1 protein-coding gene is annotated in these 544 nt (G+C 36.8%); it reads right to left on the reverse strand.

All coding sequences use genetic code 11. The features are described from left to right. Window positions 1-28: 28 nt before the first annotated feature. Window positions 29-436, reverse strand: a complete 408-nt coding sequence (locus ACFILW_RS11105) for a helix-turn-helix domain-containing protein (protein ID WP_375685867.1) — start codon at window positions 434-436, stop codon at window positions 29-31. Between the last annotated feature and the right edge of the window lie 108 nt (window positions 437-544).

The following is a 544-nucleotide window of genomic DNA, read 5'->3' on the forward strand; positions in this document are numbered from 1 at the left end:
ACGCACGGTCTTCCGCCCCTCAACGATCTCACTCACTTAATGATGTTCGAATTGCTTGTTTATTGTGATTGGTTGTCATATGTTTGGCCCGTCCTCTTCTGGTAAACAAGGCCTGTACACCACCACTATCTAGTTTCTTTTGCCAGTTGGCAATTGTTCCAGAATTACTAATATCAAATTTTAATGCTGTGGCAGAGTATGAGGCTCGATTATGTTTTTTCCAGTTTAAGACTTTAAGTTTGAAATTGCCATCGTAATCATATTTTGAACGGCGAATTTTTAGCCCATCAATGCCATATTTACGGTATCGTTTGACCCATATTAATACATTGAAATGATTCTTGATACCTAAGTTTCTAGCAATTTTGGTACTGCCAATACCTTGAAGGTATTGGTTAACTGCTAATTGCTTAATTTCAAAACTAAACTTGGTCATAGTAAAACCCCCAAAGTTGGATTCTTTGTCCAACTTTGGGGGTTCACTTCATTGAACGGATCATTAACCATTCAAACGGTGCTTTTTAATGATATTTCATTACTAATA

It is taken from the genome of Bartonella sp. TT110JLCBS, assembly GCF_042193405.1.
Lineage (GTDB): Bacteria > Pseudomonadota > Alphaproteobacteria > Rhizobiales > Rhizobiaceae > Bartonella.

What these genes read in the sequence shown, in the direction of transcription:
- ACFILW_RS11105 (WP_375685867.1), bottom strand. Translation starts at nt 436, where the DNA reads ATGACCAAGTTTAGTTTTGAAATTAAGCAATTAGCAGTTAACCAATAC.